At 39.3% G+C, this 17,191-nt stretch carries 16 protein-coding genes; 14 read left to right on the top strand and 2 right to left on the bottom strand.

Annotated features, from left to right (window positions below; genetic code table 11):
• Window positions 1-12 precede the first annotated feature (12 nt).
• On the bottom strand, window positions 13-921 hold the full coding sequence (locus FNL60_RS04705) for a LysR family transcriptional regulator (RefSeq protein WP_002263217.1): 909 nt from the start codon (window positions 919-921) through the stop codon (window positions 13-15).
• A 251-nt stretch (window positions 922-1,172) separates the two neighbouring features.
• On the opposite strand from FNL60_RS04705, the gene FNL60_RS04710 reads away from it, so the two are divergent.
• From FNL60_RS04710 to nt5e, 12 genes are all read left to right on the top strand, one after another.
• The gene (locus tag FNL60_RS04710; RefSeq protein WP_002279979.1) at window positions 1,173-1,949 is read left to right on the top strand and encodes a dihydroorotate dehydrogenase electron transfer subunit; all 777 of its coding nucleotides are present in this window, start codon (window positions 1,173-1,175) and stop codon (window positions 1,947-1,949) included.
• A gap of 9 nt (window positions 1,950-1,958) precedes the next feature.
• Window positions 1,959-2,888: a dihydroorotate dehydrogenase gene (locus FNL60_RS04715; RefSeq protein WP_002279980.1), complete on the top strand. Its 930-nt coding sequence runs from the start codon at window positions 1,959-1,961 to the stop codon at window positions 2,886-2,888.
• Complete coding sequence (pyrF, locus tag FNL60_RS04720) at window positions 2,881-3,573, top strand: orotidine-5'-phosphate decarboxylase (protein WP_002271691.1); 693 nt, start codon at window positions 2,881-2,883, stop codon at window positions 3,571-3,573. The genes FNL60_RS04715 and pyrF overlap by 8 nt, the downstream gene beginning before the upstream one ends.
• A gap of 100 nt (window positions 3,574-3,673) precedes the next feature.
• Window positions 3,674-4,303: an orotate phosphoribosyltransferase gene (pyrE, locus tag FNL60_RS04725; RefSeq protein ID WP_002263221.1), complete on the top strand. Its 630-nt coding sequence runs from the start codon at window positions 3,674-3,676 to the stop codon at window positions 4,301-4,303.
• A gap of 217 nt (window positions 4,304-4,520) precedes the next feature.
• A complete protein-coding gene (locus FNL60_RS04735) occupies window positions 4,521-5,021 on the top strand; it encodes a YbhB/YbcL family Raf kinase inhibitor-like protein (protein WP_002265064.1) in 501 nt (166 codons plus the stop codon).
• A gap of 173 nt (window positions 5,022-5,194) precedes the next feature.
• Window positions 5,195-5,536 carry an MmcQ/YjbR family DNA-binding protein gene (locus tag FNL60_RS04740; RefSeq protein ID WP_002263275.1) on the top strand — a complete coding sequence of 114 codons (342 nt, stop codon included), beginning with the start codon at window positions 5,195-5,197 and terminating at the stop codon, window positions 5,534-5,536.
• A 59-nt stretch (window positions 5,537-5,595) separates the two neighbouring features.
• Window positions 5,596-7,038, top strand: a complete 1,443-nt coding sequence (locus FNL60_RS04745) for an amidase (RefSeq protein ID WP_002280374.1) — start codon at window positions 5,596-5,598, stop codon at window positions 7,036-7,038.
• 114 nt (window positions 7,039-7,152) lie between these two features.
• The gene (locus FNL60_RS04750; protein ID WP_002271850.1) at window positions 7,153-8,004 is read left to right on the top strand and encodes a transporter substrate-binding domain-containing protein; all 852 of its coding nucleotides are present in this window, start codon (window positions 7,153-7,155) and stop codon (window positions 8,002-8,004) included.
• Window positions 8,005-8,153: 149 nt separating this feature from the next.
• Entirely contained in the window at window positions 8,154-8,807 is a 654-nt protein-coding gene (locus FNL60_RS04755; RefSeq protein ID WP_002267495.1) for an amino acid ABC transporter permease, read from the top strand.
• 22 nt (window positions 8,808-8,829) lie between these two features.
• Entirely contained in the window at window positions 8,830-9,483 is a 654-nt protein-coding gene (locus FNL60_RS04760; RefSeq protein ID WP_002263271.1) for a uracil-DNA glycosylase, read from the top strand.
• Window positions 9,484-9,492: 9 nt separating this feature from the next.
• Window positions 9,493-10,761, top strand: coding sequence for a dihydroorotase (locus FNL60_RS04765; RefSeq protein WP_002280375.1), 1,269 nt, complete (start codon window positions 9,493-9,495; stop codon window positions 10,759-10,761).
• 188 nt (window positions 10,762-10,949) lie between these two features.
• Window positions 10,950-13,175, top strand: a complete 2,226-nt coding sequence (gene nt5e, locus FNL60_RS04770; protein ID WP_002280376.1) for a cell surface ecto-5'-nucleotidase Nt5e — start codon at window positions 10,950-10,952, stop codon at window positions 13,173-13,175.
• Between the two features lie 72 nt (window positions 13,176-13,247).
• On the opposite strand, the gene plsY is transcribed toward nt5e, so the two are convergent.
• Window positions 13,248-13,886: a glycerol-3-phosphate 1-O-acyltransferase PlsY gene (gene plsY, locus FNL60_RS04775; RefSeq protein WP_002280377.1), complete on the bottom strand. Its 639-nt coding sequence runs from the start codon at window positions 13,884-13,886 to the stop codon at window positions 13,248-13,250.
• Window positions 13,887-13,998: 112 nt separating this feature from the next.
• Here plsY and parE point away from each other — a divergent pair, with 112 nt between their 5' ends.
• Both parE and FNL60_RS04785 read left to right on the top strand, forming a co-directional pair.
• Window positions 13,999-15,948, top strand: coding sequence for a DNA topoisomerase IV subunit B (parE, locus tag FNL60_RS04780; protein ID WP_002280378.1), 1,950 nt, complete (start codon window positions 13,999-14,001; stop codon window positions 15,946-15,948).
• Window position 15,949: 1 nt separating this feature from the next.
• Window positions 15,950-17,071 carry a hypothetical protein gene (locus FNL60_RS04785; protein ID WP_002267492.1) on the top strand — a complete coding sequence of 374 codons (1,122 nt, stop codon included), beginning with the start codon at window positions 15,950-15,952 and terminating at the stop codon, window positions 17,069-17,071.
• The last annotated feature ends 120 nt before the right edge of the window (window positions 17,072-17,191 follow it).

Below are 17,191 nucleotides of genomic sequence, written 5' to 3' on the forward strand. Positions count from 1 at the left end.
CCTTTTTGCATACTATTTATCAAATTTAACTTCTTCAAGAAGATAGTCGATAAATTTTTCCCCCATTTTGGAAAGGTTAGCTTTTTCATGCTTAAGGTAAATGATGTCAATTTCATCGTCTACTTCAAGCGGAATCGAAACGATATTGTCGCCGTTAAGGTTACTATTTAAAATCCCAGTTGCAATGGTATAGCCGTCAAGTCCAATCATCAGATTGAAGAGAGTCGCTCGGTCGGAAACAACAATGGATTTTTTATGAGAAATCTGTGACATAATTTCCTCTGAAAAGTAGAAGGAATTATGGATACCCTGGTCATAACTGAGATAGGGAAAGTCTTCTAAATCGCTGAGAGATACGGACTGATGTTTGGCTAAAGGATTATCCTTACTGACAAAAATATGGGGATGTGCTTTGAAAAGGCTGGTATAAGTCAAATGATTGTCATCAAACATTTTGGTGAGAACATCATGATTGTAACTATTTAGGAAAAGCACCCCAATTTCAGAGCGGAAATTTTTCACGTCGTCAATAATTTCGTAGGTTCTGGTTTCACGTAAAAAAAGTTCATAACGCGTCATATCCGTTTCCTTAAGCAGACTGACAAAGGCATTAACCACAAAGGCGTAGTGCTGAGCTGAAACACTAAAAAGTTCACGCGTATGACCTTGGCTTTTATAGCGTTCCTCTAAAAGAGCTGTCTGCTCAACAACTTGGCGGGCATAGGATAGGAATTCAACACCATCCTTAGTCAGGGTGATCCCTTTAGGGTTGCGGATAAAGATTTCAATACCCATTTCGCGTTCCAAATCACGAACCGCGTTTGAAAGTGAAGGCTGAGTAATAAATAGTTGTTTGGCAGCCTCATTCATGCTGCCAGTTTCGACAATTTTGATAATATAATGTAACTGTTGAATACGCATGCCTTTATTTTAGCACAAAATTAGTATTATGAATAGCGTTCCCTTGTGATGATTGCAGACATATACGTCAACTGATTCTTAGTTGACATTTTTTTCATTTCAAGCTATAATGTAAAAAATGAATAACCTTTAATTTAGTCCAGAGAGGCTGTCAAGGGAAATCAAGATTAACAGGCAGAGGTACAATCTGCCCACTTTTTTGTGTAACCTTGCCAGTTAGTTGGTAAGGTTTTTTTCATAGAAAGGCAGTTATGATTTTAAAAGAAAGTCTAACGGTAGTTAGTCAACGTGAAATTGCTCCTCGTATTTTTGAAATGGTTTTAAAGGGTGATATGGTTGCGCAAATGCAGGCCGGTCAGTTCTTACATATTCGTGTTCCTGATGCTAGTAAACTCTTGCGCCGACCAATTTCCATAGCTGACATTAACAAAGAAGCTCAAGAAGCTATCATTATTTACCGTATTGAAGGTAGGGGAACGGCTATCTTTTCTCAACTTAAAGCAGGAGATAAGCTTGATTGTTTAGGTCCTCAAGGCAATGGCTTTGACCTTTCTGTCATTGATAAAGGTCAAAAGGCTTTGATTATTGGCGGTGGTATTGGTGTTCCGCCTTTATTGGAAGTGGCTAAGCAACTTTGCAAAAAAGGCGTGGAAGCCTATGCTGTTTTGGGCTTTGCCAACAAAGATGTGGTGATTTTGGAAGAAAAGATGTCTCAATATGCGACTGTTGTGGTAACAACAGATGATGGTTCTTACGGTCAAAAGGGTTATGTATCAACGGTCGTTGATAATTTGGATTTTCTTGCTGACGCCATCTATGCTTGCGGCGCACCTGGAATGCTTAAATATGTTGATAAGAAATTTGAAAAGCACCCGCATGCTTATTTATCAACAGAGGAACGGATGGCTTGCGGTATGGGAGCATGTTATGCCTGCGTCGTTCATGTCAAAGGTCAAGAAGATGCTCAAAACCTGCGTGTTTGTGAAGATGGGCCTATATTTGAAACTGGTCAGATTATTCTAGATTAGGAGGCTGATATGACAAATAGACTTGCTCTTAAATTGCCGGGCTTGGATTTGAAAAATCCTATCATTCCAGCCTCAGGCTGTTTTGGCTTTGGTCAAGAATATGCTAAATATTATGACTTAAATAAATTGGGTTCTATCATGATTAAGGCAACGACCCAGCAGCCGCGCTTTGGAAATCCCACAGCACGTGTTGCAGAAACCCCTTCAGGAATGCTCAATGCCATTGGTCTGCAAAATCCGGGTGTTGATGCTGTCATTGCTCAAAAATTGCCTTGGCTGGCAGAGCATTACCCAGATTTACCAATTATTGCCAATGTTGCTGGTTTTTCCAATGAAGAATATGCTTATGTGTCTGAAAAAATCTCACAGGCACCAAATGTCAAGGCTATTGAGCTTAATATTTCCTGTCCTAACGTTGACCACGGGAATCATGGCCTGCTTGTTGGACAGGTGCCAGAACTAACTTATGCTGCAGTTAAAGCTGCTGTTGAGGCTTCTCAGGTACCCGTTTATGTTAAGCTGACACCTAGTGTTGCCGATATTACAACTGTTGCTAAGGCAGTTGAAGCTGCTGGAGCGACTGGCTTTACCATGATCAACACTTTGGTTGGTATGCGTTTTGATTTAAAGACTAAAAAACCTATCATTGCCAATGGTACAGGTGGTATGAGTGGTCCAGCAGTCTTTCCAGTAGCTCTCAAATTAATTCATCAAGTGGCTCAGTCGTCTCAGTTGCCAATCATTGGTATGGGTGGTGTTGATTCAGCTGAAGCCGCCTTAGAAATGATGATAGCTGGTGCCTCGGCGATAGCTGTTGGGACAGCTAATTTTACAGACCCCTTTGCCTGTCCTAATATCATTGAAGACTTACCTAAGGTTATGGATAAATATGGTATTGAAACGCTTGAACAACTCAGAAAGGATGTTAGAAATGCGTGAACCCCGTCCCTTAATTGCTCTTGATTTTCCTTCTTTTGATGATGTGAAATCCTTCTTAGCACAATTCCCACCAGAAGAGAAACTTTATGTTAAAATTGGTATGGAACTCTATTATGCTGTCGGTCCAGAGATTGTGCGCTATGTGAAAGGTCTTGGCCATTCGGTCTTTCTTGATTTAAAATTGCATGATATTCCCAATACGGTCAAATCAGCTATGAAGGTGCTATCTGATCTTGGTGTAGATATGACTAATGTTCATGCGGCTGGCGGTGTTGAAATGATGAAGGCAGCGCGTGAAGGTTTGGGAAAAGGTCCAAAACTGATCGCGGTGACCCAATTAACTTCAACGTCTGAAGAACAGATGCATGATTTCCAAAACATTCAAACCAGCTTAGCGGAGTCAGTTGTTCATTATGCCAAGAAGACTGCGGAAGCTGGTCTTGATGGAGTTGTCTGCTCTGCTCATGAAGTGGATGCCATCAAATCAGCCACGTCGAATGATTTTGTCTGTCTAACACCGGGTATTCGTCCAGCGGGCTCTGCCATTGGTGACCAAAAACGCATCATGACACCAGCAGACGCACGTACCATTGGTTCAGACTATATCGTGCTAGGACGCCCTATCACGCGAGCAGAGGAGCCAATAGCCGCCTATCAAGCGATTAAAGCTGAATGGAATGGCTAGGGAGACTTATCAAGTAGGAATTAGTAAAAAATTACTAAAGGAATGAAATTGAAAGTTCTTGGTTTTATTGGTAGAACTGAAGAAATAAAGGAGAATAATTATGACATTAGCAAAAGACATTGCTCGTGATTTACTAGATATCAAGGCCGTATATCTTAAGCCAGAAGAACCTTTTACTTGGGCATCTGGCATTAAATCACCCATTTACACAGACAATCGCATCACGCTTTCTTATCCTGAAACACGTACTTTGATTGAAAATGGTTTTGTGGAAACCATCAAGGAAGCATTTCCTGAGGTAGAAGTTATTGCAGGAACAGCAACAGCAGGGATTCCTCATGGTGCTATTATTGCAGATAAGATGAATTTACCCTTTGCTTATATTCGCAGCAAACCAAAAGATCATGGTGCAGGTAATCAAATTGAAGGTCGTGTGACTAAGGGACAAAAAATGGTCATCATTGAAGATTTGATTTCAACAGGTGGCTCTGTACTGGATGCCGTGGCAGCTGCGCAACGTGAAGGTGCTGACGTGCTTGGTGTGGTTGCCATTTTTACCTACGAATTACCAAAAGCAACAGCCAATTTTGAAAAGGCTAGTGTGAAATTGGTGACTTTGTCAAACTACAGCGAACTGATTAAAGTTGCTAAGGTACAAGGCTATATTGATGCAGACGGTTTAACCCTGCTCAAGAAATTTAAAGAAAACCAAGAGACTTGGCAAGACTAAAATAATATCAAAAAGGTAGGACATTATAGATGGAATTTTCCCTTTTTCTTATTTGAGTAATAATCTAAAAGTGCCATTAAAACGTTAATAAACTGAACACGGCTACGACACTGTGCAAAAAGATAAAGACTGCCTAGATGCTGGTGCATCTTCGTCAGCTTTCCTATTTTGCGGTGTGTCGTTTTACGCCTTTGTATCTTAATAAAGGAGGTTTCTGATGAAAATTCATGTGCCATTTAAAAATCATATTATCCCTGATGCTTATGCTAAAAAAGCAAGTGAAACTAATAAAGGTTATGCTGTTAAATCTTTTCCTTTTGAAATTGTAGACATTCCAGAGAATGCTAAAACCTTAGCTTGGACTTTGGTAGATTATGATTCTATTCCTGTTTGCGGTTTTGCCTATATTCATTGGACTGTTGCTAATGTACCAACAGATGTCACTGTTATTTCAGAGGATTTTGCAAGACAAGATCAAAAGCATTTAAAGGGGAAAAACAGTCTGGTCAGCAAGTTCCTAACAACTGATTATTCTGATATGTACGATGGTTACCTTGGCCCTTATCCGCCAGACAAAGATCATCACTATACCCTTACTGTCTATGCGCTTGATGATGACTTATCTCTTAATGCGGGTTTCTATCTTAATGAACTCTTACATGCAATTGAAGGTCATGTAATTGCCCAAGCTCAAATGGATTTGGTGGGCAGAGCATAATCAAGGAGACATCTTATGACTGTCAAGGTTTAAATCTGTGTCAATGCAGATGGACCACAGTTTCTAAAAAGTTTATGGAAGGTCAAAAGCTTGGACAGATTGAAAAGAAGATAAAGAGGCTAAGGATGTGACCTTAACCTCTCTTTTGCTATTTAATCAAGGAGGTGCTTGGTATGAAATTCACAAAACGTCAGCTTTTAGATTGGCTGTTGGATGTAACGGGAGCTGAGGAAGTCTATCCTTTTACCCGAGAAAAAAGCAAGTACACGCCCGTCATTCGACATAGGCGTAATCAAAAGATGCTGGCTTTAGTAACAGAAAAAGATGGTAATCTCCTTCTAAATCTTAAGCTCAAACCAGAACAGGTAGAAAATATGCTAGAAACTAAAGGTGTGATTCCAGCCTATCATATGAATAAGAAACACTGGCTTACAGTTTTGGTTAACGAAACAGAATTAACGGAGAATGAATTGAAAAATATGGTATTGGAAAGCAGTCAATTGACGCAGGGCTAATAAACAAATCATTGGATAGGAAAAGAATCCCTTCATGAATTAGACGAAAGGAGCATAAGATGCAATTTCCAGATGCAACAGCTATGGCCAATGCAGTGAAGCAAAAAGACGTTTCTCCTAGAGAACTAGTAAAATGGACGATTGAAAAAGCTGAAAAGCATAATCCTTCCTTAAATGCTATCGTCAGTCAACGCTATGAAAGAGCTTTGCAAGAAGCGCGGGAACGCGATTTCACAGGAAAACCTTTTGCAGGTGTTCCTCTCTTTCTCAAAGATTTAGGACAGGAACAGGCTGGGGAATTATCAACATCAGGCTCTCGTCTACTGGCTAATTATCGTGCCAGTCATTCTGACAACTATGTCAAAAGCTTAGAAGCCTTGGGTTTTATTATTCTTGGTCGCACCAATACACCAGAGTTTGGTTTTAAGAATATTAGTGACTCTAGTTTGCATGGTCAGGTCAATTTGCCTGATGATGTCAGCCGCAATGCGGGTGGCTCCAGTGGTGGCGCCGCAGCCTTGGTTAGCTCAGATGTTGTGCCTTTAGCGGCTGCCAGCGATGGTGGTGGCTCCATTCGGATTCCTGCTTCTTTTAATGGTCTTATTGGTCTGAAACCAACACGTGGTCGCATTCCAGTTGGACCCACTTCTTTTAGAGGCTGGCAGGGCGCCTCTGTTCAGTTTGCCCTGACCAAGACGGTGCGTGATACCAAGCGGCTGCTTTATTATCTTCAGACCTGTCAGATGGAAAGTCCCTTTGTTTTGCCGACCTTATCCAAAGAATCGCTGGAACAGCCTTTGAAGAAAAAACTGAAAATAGCCGTATTGTTTGATTCGCCTATTGCTAGTCGTATTTCTCGCTCAGCTATTTCTGCCGTTCAGCAAACGGTTAAATTTCTGGAAGCAGCGGGTCATAGGGTAGAAGAAGTGTCACAACCTTTAAATGGTATAGAGGCCATGAAGTCCTACTATATTATGAATAGTGTCGAAACGGCTGCCATGTTTGACGAGCTTGCCGCTTCCTTGGGACGCCTTTTGACACTGGATGATATGGAGGTCATGTCTTGGGCACTCTATCAATCCGGTCAAAAGATTCCTGCCAAATCTTATTCTAAGATACTCAATCAATGGGATCAATACAGTCATCGCATGGCTGTCTTTCATGAAAAGTATGATCTTATTCTAACACCGACAACAGCTGAAGTTGCACCTAAACACGATCAATTTCAATTGTCAAGTACCTTAGAAAATAAATTAAAGCATATAGCTGATTTTGATAGGAATTGCCAGCAAGAGCTCATTTGGGAGATGTTTGCTGACAGTTTAGCTTGGACGCCCTTTACACAGCAGGCCAATCTAACAGGACAGCCCGCCATCTCTCTACCGCTTTATCGAGATAAGCAGGGTCTGTCACTTGGTGTTCAATTGACAGCTGCTAAAGGCAGAGAAGATTTGCTTTTAGCTCTTGCACAGTCATTTGAGGAGCAGTCACTTTTTGTCTAAGCGGGAAGATTGCAGACAAAATACTTGAAAAATTTCTGAGAAAAGTGTATTTTCGCAAAGTAAGCCTTTTCAAACTTGCAAAATACTTGATTTTATTTAAGGAGAAAATACATAATGAAAAAGCATTTTTTCATGACTTTTAGCCTCTTGCTAGCGGCTGTTTTTCTAGTTGCTTGTTCCAATCTTTCCGATTCTGGACAGAGGAATTGGGATAAGATAAATAAGAGAGGAATGCTTAAAATTGCTACTGCAGGAACGCTTTATCCGCAATCTTATCATGATGATCATAATAAATTGACAGGTTATGATGTTGAAATTCTAAAAGAAATAGGAAAACGTTTGGGATTGAAAGTTCAGTTTACTGAAATGGGTGTTGATGGTATGCTGACAGCCATCAAGAGCGGTCAGATCGATGTTGCTAATTATTCCCTAGAAGACGGCAACAAAAATATCAGTAAGTTTTTGAGAACCTCTCCCTATAAATATTCTTTTACGTCAATGGTTGTCCGCTCTAAAGATGATTCAGGTATTCATTCTTGGTCAGACATTAAGGGAAAAAAAGCTGCCGGAGCTGCCAGCACTAATTATATGAAGATTGCTAAAAAATTAGGAGCAAAATTAGTTGTTTATGATAATGTCACCAACGATGTTTATATGAAAGATTTAGTTAATGGTCGTACAGATGTCATTATCAATGATTATTATCTGCAAAAGATAGCTGTTGCAGCAGTCAAAGACAAATACGCTATCAAAATAAACCAAGGACTTTATGCCAATCCTTACAGCACTAGTTTTACATTGTCTTTGAAAAACAAAGTACTGCAAAAGAAAATCAATAAGGCTGTGAAAGACATGCGCAAAGATGGCACCCTAACCAAGCTATCTAAGAAGTTTTTCCAAGGAGAAGACGTCACTAAAAAACATCATAATAGCTATAAAAAAATTGATATTTCTGACATTGATTAATAGCAGGCGATCTCTTTTCAAGAGATCGCTTTAGTTTTGTCTTTTTTCGTAACTGGAATGCTGTTTGAAAATTTGTTACAATAGGTTTGATAGGTGCGTGATGCTTTTCAGCTATTTCAGCCCTAGATAGAAAGATAAGGATAGATGTAATGTTTATTAATTTTCATCTGATCATCAAAAGTTTATCCTTTGTTTTGACAGGCATTCCATATACCTTAGGTATTTCAGTTCTTAGTTTTCTGACAGGCTGCCTCTTGGGAATCTTTATTTCTTTCCTGAGGATGTCTCAGAATTCTTGGCTTAGGTCCTTGGCGCGGATATATATTTCTATCATGCGTGGTGTTCCCATGCTTGTCGTTTTATTTGTCCTTTATTTTGGTCTGCCTTATTTTGAGGTGCAGCTGCCTGCCTTGCTTTGTGCCTATATTGGTTTTAGCGCAGTCAGTGCCGCCTACATATCTGAAATATTTCGAGCTTCTATCTCAGCAGTAGATAAGGGACAATGGGAAGCAGCAAGGGCTCTTGGTTTGCCTATGACATCCATTTTAAAAAGTATTATTTTACCGCAAGCTTTTCGGATTGCTATTGCGCCTTTGGGAAATGTTATGTTGGATATACTCAAAAGCTCTTCATTAGCGGCTATGATTACAGTACCGGATATTTTTCAAAATGCGAAAATTATCGGTGGCCGCGAGTATGATTACATGTCTATGTATATTTTGATTGCTTTTATTTATTGGCTTCTTTGTTTTTTGTTTGAAATGTTTCAAAATCATTTGGAAGCAAAACTCAGTGTTTATTGATTAACTTAGTAAGGAGAAATGTATGGAACATTCAGCTTGGCATGATTTGATTAAGAAAGAACTTCCAGAAGGCTATTTTGCTCAGATTAATCATTTTATGAATGAAGTGTATGCGCAAGGTGTTATTTATCCACCTAGAGATAAGGTCTTTAATGCCATTCAGACCACACCTTTGGATAAGGTTAAGGTTGTTATTATTGGTCAGGATCCTTATCACGGACCCAATCAGGCACAGGGATTATCTTTTTCTGTACCCGATCAAGTGCCTGCTCCGCCATCTCTCCAAAATATTTTAAAGGAACTGGCAGATGATATTGGACAAAAACAAAGTCATGATTTGACCTCTTGGGCCAAGCAAGGTGTGCTTTTGTTAAATGCTAGCTTAACGGTTCCTGAACATCAGGCTAATGCCCATGCCAATGGTATCTGGGAACCTTTTACGGATGCCGTTATTAAGGTTGTTAATCAAAAAGAGACACCGGTTGTCTTTATTCTTTGGGGTGGTTTTGCACGTAAGAAAAAGGCACTTATTACCAATTCCATTCACCATATTATTGAATCGCCCCATCCTAGCCCCTTGTCTGCTCACCGAGGATTTTTTGGCAGTAAACCTTTCTCACAGACAAATCATTTTTTAGTGGCACAAGGTTTAGAACCCATTGATTGGCTTAAATAAGGAGATGTTATGTTACTTATAAAAAATGGCCGTGTTCTTGATCCTAAGTCTGGTCTTGATCGGGTATTAGATGTTTTGCTTGATGGTGAAAAGGTCGTCAAGATTGCAGAAAATATTGAGTCTGTGGATGCTCAGGTTATCGATGCAGAAGGTCTTGTTGTAGCACCTGGTTTGGTTGATGTTCATGTTCATTTTCGTGAACCTGGCCAAACCCATAAGGAAGATATTCATACAGGAGCTTTGGCAGCAGCAGCTGGCGGAGTAACGACAGTTGTTATGATGGCTAATACCACACCGACTATTTCTGATGTGGCAACTCTGACAGAAGTTTTAGAAAGCGCCGCTAAAGAAAATATTCATATTAAAACAGTAGCTACCATTACGAAGCATTTTGATGGTCAGCATTTGACTGATTTTGAAACACTTTTAAAAGCAGGAGCAGTTGGATTTTCGGATGATGGCATTCCTTTGACAAGTTCTAAGGTTGTCAAGGAAGCTCTGGATTTGGCCAAGAAGAATGACACTTTTATTAGTCTGCATGAAGAAGATCCAGAGTTAAATGGCATTTTAGGTTTTAATGAAAAAATTGCCAAAGAACGTTTTAAAATCTGTGGAGCAACAGGCGTTGCAGAATACAGTATGATTGCGCGTGATGTCATGATTGCTTACGATAGGCAGGCTCATATCCATATTCAGCATTTATCCAAGGCAGAGTCTGTCAAAGTGGTTGAATTTGCACAAAAATTAGGCACTCAAGTAACAGCAGAAGCAGCACCGCAGCATTTTTCCAAAACAGAAAATCTTTTGTTGGAAAAGGGAGCCAATGCTAAGATGAATCCTCCTCTTCGTTTGGAGGCGGATCGTCTGGCTGTGATTGAAGGGCTCAAGTCAGGTGTTATTTCTGTCATCGCAACAGACCACGCTCCCCATCATGCGGATGAAAAAAATGTAGCAGACGTGACTAAGGCGCCATCAGGAATGACGGGCTTGGAAACTTCTTTATCATTAGGCTTGACTTATTTGGTAGAAGCAGGACATCTTAGTTTGATGGACTTCTTAGCCAAAATGACCATCAATCCAGCACAGCTTTATGATTTTGATGCTGGCTATTTAGCAGAAAATGGTCCTGCTGATCTTGTGATATTTGCGGATAAGGAGGACCGTCTGGTTTCTAATCATTTTGCCTCTAAGGCCGCCAATTCACCCTTTATTGGTGAAACCTTAAAGGGTCAAGTCAAATATACCATCTGTTCTGGTGAAATGATTTATCAAGCATAAATGAGGCAAAACATTTTATTGTGCAGAAGCTTCGGTTTAACATAGTGATTGGAATTTTCGCATCAGGGAACTTGTTAAAGTTTATCTAATCAAAGAAATTCCGCCTACCCAAGCAAACTATCAAAAAGGGTTATAAATATAAGTTCTTAACGATTTAAAAAAATGATATATCTAATGTAAGGAATATGATGAAAAAGAAAGCAATTATTATACCGGTCTTATCAACTTTGCTTTTATCTGGTGCTATTTTAACAGCACACGTTCATGCAGACGATTTAACGACGGAACCATCTGCTGATAGCAGTACTCAATCAAGCAGTCTTTCCTTTTCTGAACAGACGGCTGACTCAGGACAAGAGACTAGTCAGGTCTCTGATGCAATTTCTTCTGTTGCAGCAGTAAAATCTGCTGATGATTCCAAATCAGTTTTTGAAGATAGTCATTCTGATGAAGTCTCATCATCTTCAGCAAGCAGCAGCCCTAAACCTGCTGTTAATTGCGTATCAGATGAAGCAACAACCACCATTCTCCACACCAATGATATGCATGGGCGTTTCTTAGAAGATAGCAGCAATGGTGTTATTGGCATGCCAAAATTAGCAGGAATTGCAGCTGAATCCAGAAAAAAAGGGACTACCTTGCTATTGGATTCCGGAGATGCTATCCAAGGTCTGCCAATTACCAATAACAGTAAGGGAGAAGATGCAGTAGCTCTCATGAATGCTACGGGTTATGATGCCATGACGGTGGGCAATCATGAATTTGATTTTGGCTTAGATCAATTAAAGACTTTGGTCAAGAAACTTGATTTTCCAATTATCAGTTCTAATATTTATGTCAATGGCGTCCGTCTTTTTCAAGCTTCTACAGTTATTGACAAAAATAAAAACATTGATGGGGATGAATATGTTGTTATTGGTGTCACGACACCTGAAACAGCCACTAAAACCCATCCGCGCAATGTTCTGGGTGTGACTTTTACTGATCCGATTACTGAGGTTAACAATGTTATTGCTCAAACCGAAGCACAGGCTAGAGCGCAAGGAAAGACTTATAAAAATTATATTATTTTGGGACATCTAGGGGTTGATACAACAACCAAGGAAGAATGGCGCGGAGACAGTCTCGCTCAAGCACTGGCTAAGAATAGTCTGCTGGCTGGTAAAAATGTCATTGTACTTGATGGTCATTCGCATACAGCTAAAACGCAAACCTATGGCAATGTGACCTATAATCAAACAGGAAGTTATCTCAATAATGTTGGTCTGATTAAGCTCAATTCCAAGGAGATCCTAAGCAATGCGTTGATTTCTGCTCAGGATGCCAAGACAGTAGCAGCTGACCCCAATGTGCAGATGATGGTTGATCAGATTGAGACTAAGTATAAAGCTGACAGTTCTACTATTTTAATTGCCAATAGTCCAGTTGAACTCAATGGCGATCGCATGAATGTGCGTGTTCGTGAGACAAATCTGGGGAATGCAGTGGCAGATGCCTTGCTTGATTATGGACAAACGGGCTTTTCACATAAGTCCAATTTAGCTGTTACTAATGGCGGTGGTCTTCGTGAAACAATTGCCAAGGATAAGCCTATTACCAAAGGAGATATTATTGCTGTTTTGCCTTTTGGTAATAGCGTTGCGCAAGTCGCCGCGACAGGGCAGAATATCAAAGATATGTTTACCAAATCTCTAGGTTCTATTTTACAAGCAGATGCTAAAGGCAAGTCTGTTCTTGACGAAAATGGTCAGCCATTGTTTGAGCCAAGCGGCGGTTTCTTACAAATTGCTGGTGCTAAGGTTTACTATGATACTAGCTTAGAACCGAGAAAACGTATCCTTTATATTGCAATTTTAGATCCAGAAACAAAGACCTATCAGCCTCTGGATTTGACAAAAATTTACTATCTCGTCACGAATGACTTTTTAGCAGCAGGCGGTGATGGCTATACCATGTTGGGAGGTAGCCGCGAAGAAGGTCCATCTATGGACAGTATCTTCACTGATTATCTATCTCGTGCTAATTTGACGCAATATCGAGTGATTAACCCTAATTCGCGTAGCATTTCCATATCATCAACCAAGGACTCAGATGGTGATGGACAGCCTGATTATTTGCAATTAATTGCTGATAACAAGGCCACTGTTCCTCAAAAGGGGTTTGACTCTGGTCAAGACAAGTCAGAAGTTATTACCTTGTCTTATTCAAAAAATTGGAGAGCAGACCAATCCTTACTAATCTCTGCTCTTCATCAGACAGCTCCATTAGCAGAAAAATTTTCTTCCTATCAGGAAAAACAAGAATTGCCATTAACTGGCAGCTGTAATTCTGTTCTTGTGATTTTAGCTGGCCTTTCCTTAACTTCTTATGGCTTGTACAGTAGCTATCGTAAAGCTTATGGGAAAGAAAAATAAAGACTATCACTATTTCTTAATTTCTTAAACGCGTAAAAATTCCCTCAATTATTTCGATTGAGGGAACTCTTTTTAATGTGTTTTTTGTTTAGTAATATTGAGACCAAAAGGAACTAAACTTTCGGTTTTATTTTTAATACGTAGCAAATTTTCACGATGGCGTATGATAATCAAACTGCCTGCTGAAATAACAATTAAGACAAACAGAAAATCATAGTCTTTTAAAAGAAAGTGTAGAGCAGGAAAAATCAATACGGTAATAATAGCAATACTGGCAGCAATGACACTTGATAAGGAAATCATGCTGGTTAGATAAAGAGTAAAGAAGAAAATGAACAAAAGGAAAATAAGATAGAAAGGAGCAAAACCTAATAAAATACCTGCTGAAGTTGCCACAGCCTTACCACCCTTGAAATTAGCAAAAATAGGGAAAGTGTGTCCTAAAATAGCAAAAAAACCAAACAGCAAAGGAGAAATATGGGTTACTCCTAACCACATGGGCAGCAGAGTTGCCAGCGTTCCCTTTAAAAAGTCAACTGTAAACGTTAATAACCCAGCTTTTGGGCCTAAGACACGAAAAGTATTAGTGGTTCCCATATTGCCGCTGCCATAGTCTCGTAAATTTTTACCGTAAAAATATTTGCCAATCCAAAGTCCTGTTGGGATAGATCCTAGAAGATAGGCTGCAATTATCAAAATAATTAGTTTCATAAAATTATTATAACAAATCCTTTAAGGAAAATCTCTTGATTTTCAAAAATTACTTTGCAAAATTTCTAAAAAACTTGTAAGATAAAAAAGATGAAATAATCGGAGGTCAACTTTGGCTAAAAAGAAAATTAATATTAATAATTATAATGATGATGCCATTCAGGTTTTAGAAGGTTTGGATGCCGTTCGTAAACGTCCGGGAATGTACATTGGTTCAACAGATGGGACAGGCCTGCACCATTTGGTTTGGGAAATCGTTGATAATGCTGTTGATGAAGCTCTATCTGGTTTTGGTAATCAAATTGATGTTATCATTAACAAAGATGGCAGTATAACGGTAGCTGACCATGGACGAGGGATGCCAACAGGTAAACATGCTATGGGTATTCCGACTGTTGAGGTTATCTTTACTGTTCTTCATGCGGGCGGTAAGTTTGGACAAGGTGGCTATAAGACTTCTGGAGGCTTGCATGGTGTGGGTTCTTCTGTTGTCAATGCACTGTCCAGTTGGTTGGAAGTTGAAATTACACGCGATGGTATAGTTTACAAACAACGTTTTGAAGATGGTGGCAAACCAGCAACAACCTTGGAGAAGGTTGGCAAGGCTCCCAAGTCAAAATCGGGAACCAAGGTCACCTTTATGCCAGATGCCGGCATTTTCTCCACGACTAATTTTGTTTATAATACTATTGCTGAAAGACTTAATGAGTCCGCTTTTCTGCTTAAGAATGTGACTTTGACCTTGACAGATGAAAGATCAGAAGAGACCGAACATGTTGCCTTTCATTATGAAAATGGGGTTCAAGACTTTGTAGAATATCTTAATGAAGACAAGGAAATCTTGACACCAGTTATTTATTTTGAAGGGGAAGAAGCTGATTTTCAGGTAGAAGTTGCTCTGCAATACAATGATGGTTTCTCAGACAATATTCTCTCTTTTGTCAATAATGTTCGTACCAAAGATGGCGGAACGCACGAAACGGGACTCAAATCTGCTATTACCAAGGCTATGAATGATTATGCCAGAAAGACAGGTTTGCTCAAGGAAAAAGATAAGAATTTGGAAGGGTCCGATTACCGTGAAGGTTTATCTGCCGTCCTTTCTATACTTGTTCCAGAAGAGCACCTGCAATTTGAAGGGCAAACCAAGGATAAGTTGGGAAGTCCCTTAGCCCGTCCCATCGTTGATGGTTTGGTGTCAGAGCAATTGACCTATTTCTTAATGGAAAATGGTGAATTAGCTTCCAATCTTATCCGCAAAGCTATTAAAGCGCGTGAAGCGCGTGAAGCAGCCCGTAAAGCCAGAGACGATAGCAGAAATGGCAAGAAAAATAAGAAAGATAAAGGTCTTCTTTCAGGAAAACTCACACCAGCCCAATCTAAAAACCCTAAAAAAAATGAACTCTATCTGGTCGAAGGAGATTCTGCCGGTGGGTCAGCCAAACAAGGACGCGATCGGAAGTTTCAGGCTATTCTCCCTTTACGTGGTAAGGTACTCAATACCGCTAAGGCCAAAATGGATGATATTATTAAAAACGAAGAAATCAATACCATGATTTATACCATAGGCGCTGGTGCCGGTCCTGATTTCAAGGTTGACGATTCTAATTACGATAAAATCATTATCATGACCGATGCCGATACCGATGGAGCCCATATTCAGACCCTGCTCTTAACCTTTTTCTATCGTTACATGAGACCATTGGTGGAGACAGGACATGTTTACATCGCCTTACCACCTCTCTACAAGATGTCTAAAGGTAAAGGAGCCAAAGAGGTCGTAGAATACGCATGGACAGACGGTGAGTTAGAAGATCTCCGCAAAAAATTTGGTAAAGGAGCTATGCTCCAGCGCTACAAGGGTCTGGGGGAAATGAATGCCGACCAGCTCTGGGAAACAACCATGAATCCTGAAAATCGTACCCTTATCCGTGTGACTATTGAAGATCTGGCGCGTGCCGAACGCCGCGTCAACGTCCTCATGGGCGACAAGGTTCCACCCCGCCGCAAATGGATTGAAGATAACGTTAAGTTTACGCTGGAAGAGAGTGGAGTGTTTTAAGATGGACTATGGCATTTCGATAAAGATACTGTTGCTCGTTTTTACCAGAAATGTAGGACTATTAAGTCAACAAAATTGGTGGATAATGCTCTCAGTTCTGATACCTAGCGTTCTTGGCCCGCTTTTTGTTCACTTTGGTAAAAATATTTTTGATAATAGTAAAAAGATTATAATATCTGGAAATGTTATTTCAAATATAAATAATCAGTCTGGCATGAAGGAACCTATAATTTCAAACCCAAAAGTTTATTCAAATTTTATATTTAATCATTTGACAGTGGAAAATAAAAGAAGTGTTTCACAGGCAATAACTGAAATTGAGTTATACGATATTAAGAAGCAAGATTACCTTATACAAGATATCCAATACGACGGTGGCTTTTATGATAAAAACCAAAAATTTGTTTTAATAGCTTACAATAATGGCAATACAGACGCACTTATCAATGGAGATAGTATAAATTATTATGCTTATGAAAGTATATTTCAAGAAGGACATTTGATTAAAAATCTTCAATTGGAAAAGACTATAATAAAATCAGGGGATGTCCAAAGCTTAATTATTGATTCTTTTGTTCAGTTTTATGACCTCTTTGAAACATATGATAAACTTCAAGAGTTAAAAATCGTTATAGTAGATGGAGAAAGTAAAGAGCTTGAAAGCTTATTGTTATGGCTTCATTATGACAGAAAGAATAAAAAGTTTGTTAATCATCCTAGAGGCTTTGCTGGAGCCCCCATTGAAGATGTTCCACTGCTTGATTTGACTAATGATACTAAAAAGCAATCAGCTGACTGTGTTCAAAAAGTTTCAGCTGGCGCAAATGAAGTTGATTTTACAATTTTAGTTGATAGAACATGTCAATTAGAGTATAAAATAAAATTAAAAAGTGGTAAGAAATCCTTTGAAGATAAGAATACCTATAATCTTATTATTAGAGTGCCTGTTTATGTCCAAGAGCGAGGTGGTTTTTTTGGAGATTTTTACCAATTTTTATTAGTTAATAAAAACAACTTAGAGAGTTCATTCAAATATGACAAGGATTTGATTGCCTCTTTAAATAAAGAATTAATTTTTGATAGGTATAAAGCCGCTAGAAAATTTGCACGAGTGAAAATCTAAAGCGTTTGGGATTATCGAATCTTTCAAAAAGATAGTTAAAAGTGAGATAGGTAGGAAGAGACAATGTTTAGAAACTCTACTTATCTATGGAAATATGGAATAGCAAGTTGGGAAGTCTCC

This window comes from Streptococcus mutans (genome assembly GCF_006739205.1).
Taxonomy (GTDB): Bacteria; Bacillota; Bacilli; order Lactobacillales; family Streptococcaceae; genus Streptococcus; species Streptococcus mutans.

What these genes read in the sequence shown, in the direction of transcription:
- FNL60_RS04705 (WP_002263217.1), bottom strand. Translation starts at nt 921, where the DNA reads ATGCGTATTCAACAGTTACATTATATTATCAAAATTGTCGAAACTGGC.
- FNL60_RS04710 (WP_002279979.1), top strand. Translation starts at nt 1,173, where the DNA reads ATGATTTTAAAAGAAAGTCTAACGGTAGTTAGTCAACGTGAAATTGCT.
- FNL60_RS04715 (WP_002279980.1), top strand. Translation starts at nt 1,959, where the DNA reads ATGACAAATAGACTTGCTCTTAAATTGCCGGGCTTGGATTTGAAAAAT.
- pyrF (WP_002271691.1), top strand. Translation starts at nt 2,881, where the DNA reads ATGCGTGAACCCCGTCCCTTAATTGCTCTTGATTTTCCTTCTTTTGAT.
- pyrE (WP_002263221.1), top strand. Translation starts at nt 3,674, where the DNA reads ATGACATTAGCAAAAGACATTGCTCGTGATTTACTAGATATCAAGGCC.
- FNL60_RS04735 (WP_002265064.1), top strand. Translation starts at nt 4,521, where the DNA reads ATGAAAATTCATGTGCCATTTAAAAATCATATTATCCCTGATGCTTAT.
- FNL60_RS04740 (WP_002263275.1), top strand. Translation starts at nt 5,195, where the DNA reads ATGAAATTCACAAAACGTCAGCTTTTAGATTGGCTGTTGGATGTAACG.
- FNL60_RS04745 (WP_002280374.1), top strand. Translation starts at nt 5,596, where the DNA reads ATGCAATTTCCAGATGCAACAGCTATGGCCAATGCAGTGAAGCAAAAA.
- FNL60_RS04750 (WP_002271850.1), top strand. Translation starts at nt 7,153, where the DNA reads ATGAAAAAGCATTTTTTCATGACTTTTAGCCTCTTGCTAGCGGCTGTT.
- FNL60_RS04755 (WP_002267495.1), top strand. Translation starts at nt 8,154, where the DNA reads ATGTTTATTAATTTTCATCTGATCATCAAAAGTTTATCCTTTGTTTTG.
- FNL60_RS04760 (WP_002263271.1), top strand. Translation starts at nt 8,830, where the DNA reads ATGGAACATTCAGCTTGGCATGATTTGATTAAGAAAGAACTTCCAGAA.
- FNL60_RS04765 (WP_002280375.1), top strand. Translation starts at nt 9,493, where the DNA reads ATGTTACTTATAAAAAATGGCCGTGTTCTTGATCCTAAGTCTGGTCTT.
- nt5e (WP_002280376.1), top strand. Translation starts at nt 10,950, where the DNA reads ATGAAAAAGAAAGCAATTATTATACCGGTCTTATCAACTTTGCTTTTA.
- plsY (WP_002280377.1), bottom strand. Translation starts at nt 13,886, where the DNA reads ATGAAACTAATTATTTTGATAATTGCAGCCTATCTTCTAGGATCTATC.
- FNL60_RS04785 (WP_002267492.1), top strand. Translation starts at nt 15,950, where the DNA reads ATGGACTATGGCATTTCGATAAAGATACTGTTGCTCGTTTTTACCAGA.